Source organism: Streptomyces sp. NPDC029836, assembly GCF_055574495.1.
On the sequence record NZ_JBVHZI010000037.1, the window covers coordinates 1 to 6,685 of the forward strand.

The window sequence follows — 6,685 nt, forward strand, 5'->3', positions numbered from 1 at the left end:
CGCCGACCGCTACCGCGCCGGAGTCGTCCTGGCCTCGCTGATCCTCTGGCTCCGCGAAACCAGTCCGTGATCATTTGTCAGACACTGCCTAGGGCTCGCTGGTGTCTCACCGCTTCTGCGACCCATCGCTGCGGCTATCCCAGACGAAACCCTTCCGGCCTGGGGCGGTCAAGGGGAGTGATGTCTCATGAGACATGCAGATCGTGGAGAACACCACGTATACGGCGTCCGCGTGGGAGCGAACCGTCACCGTCGGCGACTCCATACACACCTCCGGCCCTGCGGCCCACCAGTACAAAACGTCTTCATCTGCACCGTAAGGGGTGCCCCGGCGAAAGGACAGCCCGCCTGGAGTCACAGACTCGACCGCAGCCGAAGCGGCGGCCTGCCGCCATGACCGCGGAACGCACTCGACCCAGGCCCCGTGCGGGCCAGGCCAGTTGCGATGCTCTCTCAGCCAGGTTTCCGTCTTGCCGCTCACAGCGTCAGGGCCAGGGCTCGGTCCGGCAGGCCCTGCCCGTTGCTTGTGCGGTGGTGACCACGATCTCCCGGATGCCGATCGGGCTGCCGAACTGCGGGTTGCGTCAGCCCGTAGCTCCGGCACATCAGGCAGGCCGGCCGTGGCCGGGCACTGTCCCGCCACGCCTATCCAGCCGTCGCCTCAACACCGCCGCGCCTACCAGAGCTTCGCCATCTCGGCCGGCGGCCGCCTTGCGGCGATGGCAGGGCTACGCCAGACGCGGCTTTGACGTCGTCGGCACGGCCGTGGGAGCCGTTGTTTATTGCGGATCGGCGGGGAAGACGGTCTGGGAGAGGTGATCGATGTGCCCAGGTGGGGCGAGGTACACAGCAAAATCCGGGTAGCCGTCCGGGAACGGGCCGGCTACCTCCAACGGGCGATACGCGCACCGGGAGGCGAGCGGGACGCTCTGCTCCTGGGGGCCAAGACCGTGATCGCGACCATGGTCGCCTGGGTTCTGGCGCGCTATCTGTTGCCGCCGACGGTGTCCACGTTCGCCCCGTTCACCGCGCTGGTCGCCCTGCAGGCCACCGTGTACCGCTCGGTACGGGACTCCGCCCAGTATCTTCTCGCGATGGCGGTGGGAGCGGCACTGGCCGCCACGCTGGCGGCGATGTTGGGCATCCACGGATGGACCTTCGGTCTCCTCACCTTGATCGCGCTCTGTGTCGGCAGGGTCCGGCGCTTCGGCCAGCAGGGCACACAGGTCGCCATCGTCGGCTTCTTCGCGTTCTCCTCCGGGCAGGGACGGATCGACTACATCGGCTACCTGGCCGCCTCGGTGGTCCTCGGTGCGCTGTGTGGCCTGGCGGCCCACCTCGTCCTCGCGCCGGCCCGCCACGTCCACCACCGTCAGGAGGCCGTGGCCGAGCTCTACACCGGCATCGGTCGACGTCTGGGCGGCCTCGCCGAGGTTTTCGAAGGGGACGATCCCGATCCCGAGCGTGTGCAGCAGTGGCGCCGTGACTGGCGCAAACTCTCCGCCGACTGCGAACGCATCCGGCACGGCATCGACAGCGAGATCGAGAACAGCCGTCTCCACCCCCGCCGCGGCCCGGGCGATGCCGACGTGGCGCTGCCTCGAGCCCGTGAAGCCGTCACTGTCGCCGAACGCTCCATGGACCACCTCCGATCCATGACGCGCGCCCTCGACCACGCCCTGGACAGCGATGAAATGAACAACCTGCCCACTTCCTTCCGGACGGGCTTCGGTTCCCTGCTCCGCAAAAGTGCCGCAGCAACGCAGGAGATCGGCCACGCATCTCCTACCGATGCGCGACGGCTCACCGAGCTGATCGACGACGCGGAAGCGGAACTCGACCGCGTACAGCGGCAGGAATGGGCGCCGTCCCAGGCCCCGCCCGAAATACACACCTTGCAGGGTTCACTCCTCACGGACGCCGCCCGTCTAATGGCCGACCTCCGCTCCGGCCACCACGCCCTCGCCTCGAAGTTCTGAGACTACCGATCTCGTACGTGGAGCCCCCGTCAATGAAAGGTTGCAGCTGATGCCTCGCCATGAGGGACACGGCGGCCGGCGACTCCTGTTCTCCACCTGTGCACCCGACAGGCCATGACGGGAGAGCAACACACAGATGACGCCGTTGATCGGGAAGCTTCACCGATAGGCACAAGCCCGTCCAACTCCGAAAGCTCACGGCAGGGGCGCCGCGCGGCCGACCGGTGCGCTCGGCCCTCCCCCGAAGAGCCCGGCGGATACCTGGACCGCCCCTCAGGGGATCACATATACGGGTGGAATTCACTGGCCGGTGACCTCGGCAATAGGTATAGAGGCCGGAACCAGCGCCTTTGCGGTGGCCACTGTCGCGCATGAATGTGGTCACGAGGTGACACAGCGATACATGGCGGATCTGAACCTGCCTGCGATCGTCCAGATGGAGGACGGTGCGCGCGTCCTGATTAGAACGGTCAGACCCGTTCCGGTTAAGGAGGCCGAGCTCATAGCGGACTGCTCCAGCGGCAGTTGGACCAAGTACGCTGCCACGTGCAAGATGGTCCACCACGCCGATCTGGGACAGGCGGTGCGTGCCCTCACTTCAGCGGCCGACACGGCTATCGGCGCCGAGCAGCCGCATGCTTTGTATATCGTACCCGGGCCGGTGAAGCGGTCAGCGAAGCTGAACGCCGATGAGGCAGGTGTCGTCGTCGGTGTCGGAAGCGCTGTAGGTCAGCAGGTTGTCGAGGCGCCCTTCGAGGGTCTCGACGGGGCGCGATGCCACGGCGAGGAGTTGGGTGAGGGAGTCGGTCACGGAGACGTCCCGTCGTTCGACGAGGCCGTCGGTGTACATGAGCAGGATGTCCTCCTGTTCCATCTGTACCTCTTTCTCCTCGAATTCCACGTCGGGGAGTACTCCGAGGAGCAGGCCTGCCGTCAGGGGGAAGGCCTGGGCCTGGGTGCCGCGGATCAGGACGGGTGGGAGGTGTCCGGCGCGGGCCCAGCGCAGGGTGTGGGTGGCCGGGTCGTAGATGCCGCACACCGCGGTTGCGGTGAGGTGGCTGGGCAGGTGGTGGACGACGCTGTTGAGCCAGGACAGTAGTTGGGCGGGGCCGGCTCCGGTGACGGCGAGGCCGCGTAGGGCGTTGCGCAGGACAACCATGCCGGTGGCTGCCTGGATGCCGTGACCTGCGACGTCCCCGACGCTGAGAAGGATCTTCTTGTTCGGCAGCACGATGGAGTCGTACCAGTCTCCGCCGACGAGGGATTCTTTCTCGGCCGGGCGGTAGCGCACGGCGATGCGGATGCCGGGTACCTCCTGTGCGGTGGGCGCGGGGGGCATGATGGCGTGCTGGAGCTGGAGGGCGAGCTTGGTGCGGTCCGCGGATTCGGCCTCGCTGTCGGCGAGTTGGTCGCGGGTGGCGGCCAGGGCGACCTCGGTCCAGTGCTGGGAGGATATGTCCTGGCAGGCTCCGCGGACCGAGTACAGGCGTCCGTGGGTGTCCAGGACGGGTTCTGCCACCATGCGGATGTGGCGGATGTTTCCGTCGGGGCGTTTGAGTCTGAAGTCGACGGAGGACTCGCGGAGCGAGTGCAGGAGGGTCCGCAGGAACCGGCCGATGGAGTTGACGTCGTCGGGGTGGGCGCGGCCGGCGACTTCTTCGAGCGGGAGCGGGGGGGCGGTTGGTGGCAGGCCGAACAGGGCGTAGAGCTGGTCGTTCCAGCTGATTTCGCCGTTGTTGATGTTCTGCTCGAAGCCTCCGACCCGTCCCAGGCGCTGCGCGTGCTGGAGCAGGCTGGCCAGTCGCGCGGTTTCGTCCTCGATCTTCCAGATGAGGAGGAGGGCGGTGCCGTGTCGAGTGATGCTCACGTCGGCGGATGAGGTGAGGGGGATCTCGTCGACGTTGGCCGTGAGCGTGATGCGCGGTGCCTGACAGGGCTCGCCGGTGGCGTATACGCGCTCGAGCTTCGCGAAGAGCCCATCGCCTTCGCCGGCCGTGGGGTAGGCCTCCAGGAGGTGGGTGCCAGTGACCATGGAGCGGGGTCGGCCCGCGGGGTCCATGAACCGCTGGTTGGTGTGGTGGATGTGGAAGTCGAGCAGCCGCCCGGTCGCATCGAGGCTGGGAGCGAGGATAAGTACGGGGTCCTGCAGGTGGTCGGCCAGGTCGGCGAGTTCCGCGAGGCCTGCCAAATGGGAGGCGCCGGGCGTAACCGGGCTTTCGGATGGAGTAGGTGGTTCTTCAAGGGTGTGGGCGCAGAGTTCGGCCAGGGCTTCGAGTTGGCGCAGGATTTGAGGTTGTTGGGACGGCAGGGGGTCGGGCCAGCTTACTTCGAGCACGCCGATGATGCGTCCGCCGGTGCCGGTGGGGATCATGATGCGCCCGCCGTTGGGGTGGGTGCGCCTGCCGATGGTGGGGATGCCCGAGTCGGCGAGGGAATTCACGATCGTGAGTTCGCGTGCGGTCACCGCCAGTCGTGCGCAGGTGGCCACCTCGGGTGGAACGTATCGCCAGCGGTCGGCGTCCAGGGTGGTGAATCCGGCCTGGCCCATCAGGGCGAGCGAGGAGTCCGGGGCCACCGACCAGATCGCCACTCCGGTGGCGCCCAGGGCTGTGAGCGCGTTGTCCAGGAGGGCGGTGGCGACGGTTTGGGAATCGGTTGCGGCGAACACGCGGCTCTCCGCCGCCCGCAGTCGGATGGCCGGCGCGGTGGCGTCGGTGAGGGCGGGATCGGCGTCGACGGTTTTGAGGAACTCTTCCGCGAGGTCGCTGACGTTGTCGCGGGCCGATTGGTTGATGATGTCGACCGCGAGGGCCAGGACGGTGACCTGGGCCTGTTCGGACAACTTGATCAGTTGTCGGGCGGCCTCGCCCGGCCCGCAGCCCAACTGTCCCACGAGGATGCCTTTGGCCAGCTCGATCAATGCGCGCCCGTCGGCGGCCTCCTGGGCCTCGGCGGCTTCTCGGCGTAGCCGCTCGACGGTGGCCGCCAGACGGCCCACCTCACCTGTCTGCGCCGTACCGGTCGTGGTCGCGCCAGCGGGTGGTGTGGGGCCTGTGGGGCGATGTGTGTCGGGCGTACCCTTCACGGCGATGACCTTGGACTTGGACTCGGGCGTATCACGCACGGGAGGCTCCCGAGGCGTTGTGGGGCAGGAGCCAGTGTCGGAGGCGGGTGACGAGGTCGTTGGCGTCGACGGGCTTGGTGATGTAGTCGCTCGATCCGGCGGCGATGCTCTTCTCGCGGTCGCCTGGCATGGCCTTGGCGGTGACGGAGAGAATGGGCAGATCGGCGTACTGGGGCAGGCGCCTGATCTCCGCCGTCGCCGCGTAGCCGTCCAGCTCGGGCATCATCACGTCCATGAGGATCAGGTCGATGCCGGCTGTGCTCGTCAGTGTTTCGATGCCCTTGCGGCCGTTCTCGGCGTGCAGGACCTGGATGCCGTGGAGTTCGAGGATGCCACTGATGGCATACAGGTTGCGCGGGTCGTCATCGACGACCAGGACGACCTTGTCCGCCAGACCGGAGTCCACCGAGGCATCGTCGGCGGGAGTCAGGTCGCTGCCGCCCTGAACGAGGGGAGGGACGCCCCGGAGGGTGTCGACGGTCAGGTGGAGGGTGATTCGTTCGCGCAGTTCGTCCAGGCTGGCGATGATTTCCAGGCGTCCTCCGGTCGCCAGTCGGGACACCTCCTCCTGCAGTGCTCCTGTCAGGCGCCGGTTGTCGTGGGCGAGGATCGGCAGGGAGCCCAGTGCCGCATCCCCTTCGACCGCGTGGAGGAAGTCCAGAGCCTCGCTGCCGGCGCCCAGTTCGATGACCACGCAGTGGAAGGGTGATTGCGCGAGCACGGTGGCCGCCTCTGCGGCCGTCATCGCCGTCACGACATCGACCTGCTCGTCCGGGTCGACCGCGGTGCGTCCGACGGTCATATCCGAGGCGGCGCTTTCGGCGACCAGGCTCAGGAGGCCGCCCGAACGCCCTTCGATCACCAGCAGGCGGCGCGGGTGTCGTTCCTCCGTCGGTGCTGCTGCATTCTGATCTACGGTCCCCTCCGCGATGTCGACAGCGGCCGCCAGCACGGGGGCGGTCGGGGTCCGCTCGCCGAAATCGGCGTTCTCACGCGAGACGGGCAGGTACAACGTGAAGGTCGAACCCTCGCCCGGAGTGCTGGTGGCCGTCACGACACCGCCCAAAAGGCGGGCGATCTCCCGGGTGATGGACAGGCCCAGCCCCGTACCGCCGTACTTGCGACTGGTGGTGCCATCGGCCTGCTGGAAGGCGGCGAAGATCACCTCCAGCTGTTCCTCGGCGATCCCGATACCCGTGTCGGAGACCTTGAAAGCCACCACCGATCCGGAGCCCGCCAGCTCCGCGGGCAGCTCGCCGGCGCTCGTCGGCTCGATCTGAATCCGCACCTTGCCGCGTTCGGTGAACTTCACCGCGTTGGACAGCAGGTTGCGCAGAATCTGCTGGAGCCGTGCGTCATCGGTGAGGAGGTCCACCGGTACGCCCGGGGAGGTGGTGATCTCGAAATCGAGGCCCTTTTGACTGGTCAAAGGCCTGAAAGAGGCCTCTAGGTAGGTCAGGAGGTTCTTGAGGGACACCCGCTCCAGATTGATGTCCATCTTCCCGGCCTCGACCTTGGACAGGTCGAGGATGTCGTTGATGAGCTGGAGGAGGTCGGAGCCGGCGGAGTGGATGATGCCCGC

The 6,685-nt window shown here is 67.3% G+C and carries 3 protein-coding genes; 1 reads left to right on the top strand and 2 read right to left on the bottom strand.

Annotated elements, in window-relative coordinates:
- Positions 1-950 precede the first annotated feature (950 nt).
- Entirely contained in the window at positions 951-1,979 is a 1,029-nt protein-coding gene (locus ACZ4XJ_RS37245) for an aromatic acid exporter family protein (RefSeq protein WP_468498870.1), read from the top strand.
- Positions 1,980-2,649: 670 nt separating this feature from the next.
- Here the strand turns inward: ACZ4XJ_RS37245 and ACZ4XJ_RS37250 are convergent.
- Together ACZ4XJ_RS37250 and ACZ4XJ_RS37255 are read right to left on the bottom strand one after the other, a co-directional pair.
- Positions 2,650-5,103, bottom strand: a complete 2,454-nt coding sequence (locus tag ACZ4XJ_RS37250) for a SpoIIE family protein phosphatase (RefSeq protein WP_468498871.1) — start codon at positions 5,101-5,103, stop codon at positions 2,650-2,652.
- Positions 5,096-6,685, bottom strand: a 1,590-nt coding sequence (locus ACZ4XJ_RS37255; protein WP_468498872.1) for an ATP-binding protein, incomplete at its 5' end; no start/stop codon positions are given. The genes ACZ4XJ_RS37255 and ACZ4XJ_RS37250, both read right to left, overlap by 8 nt.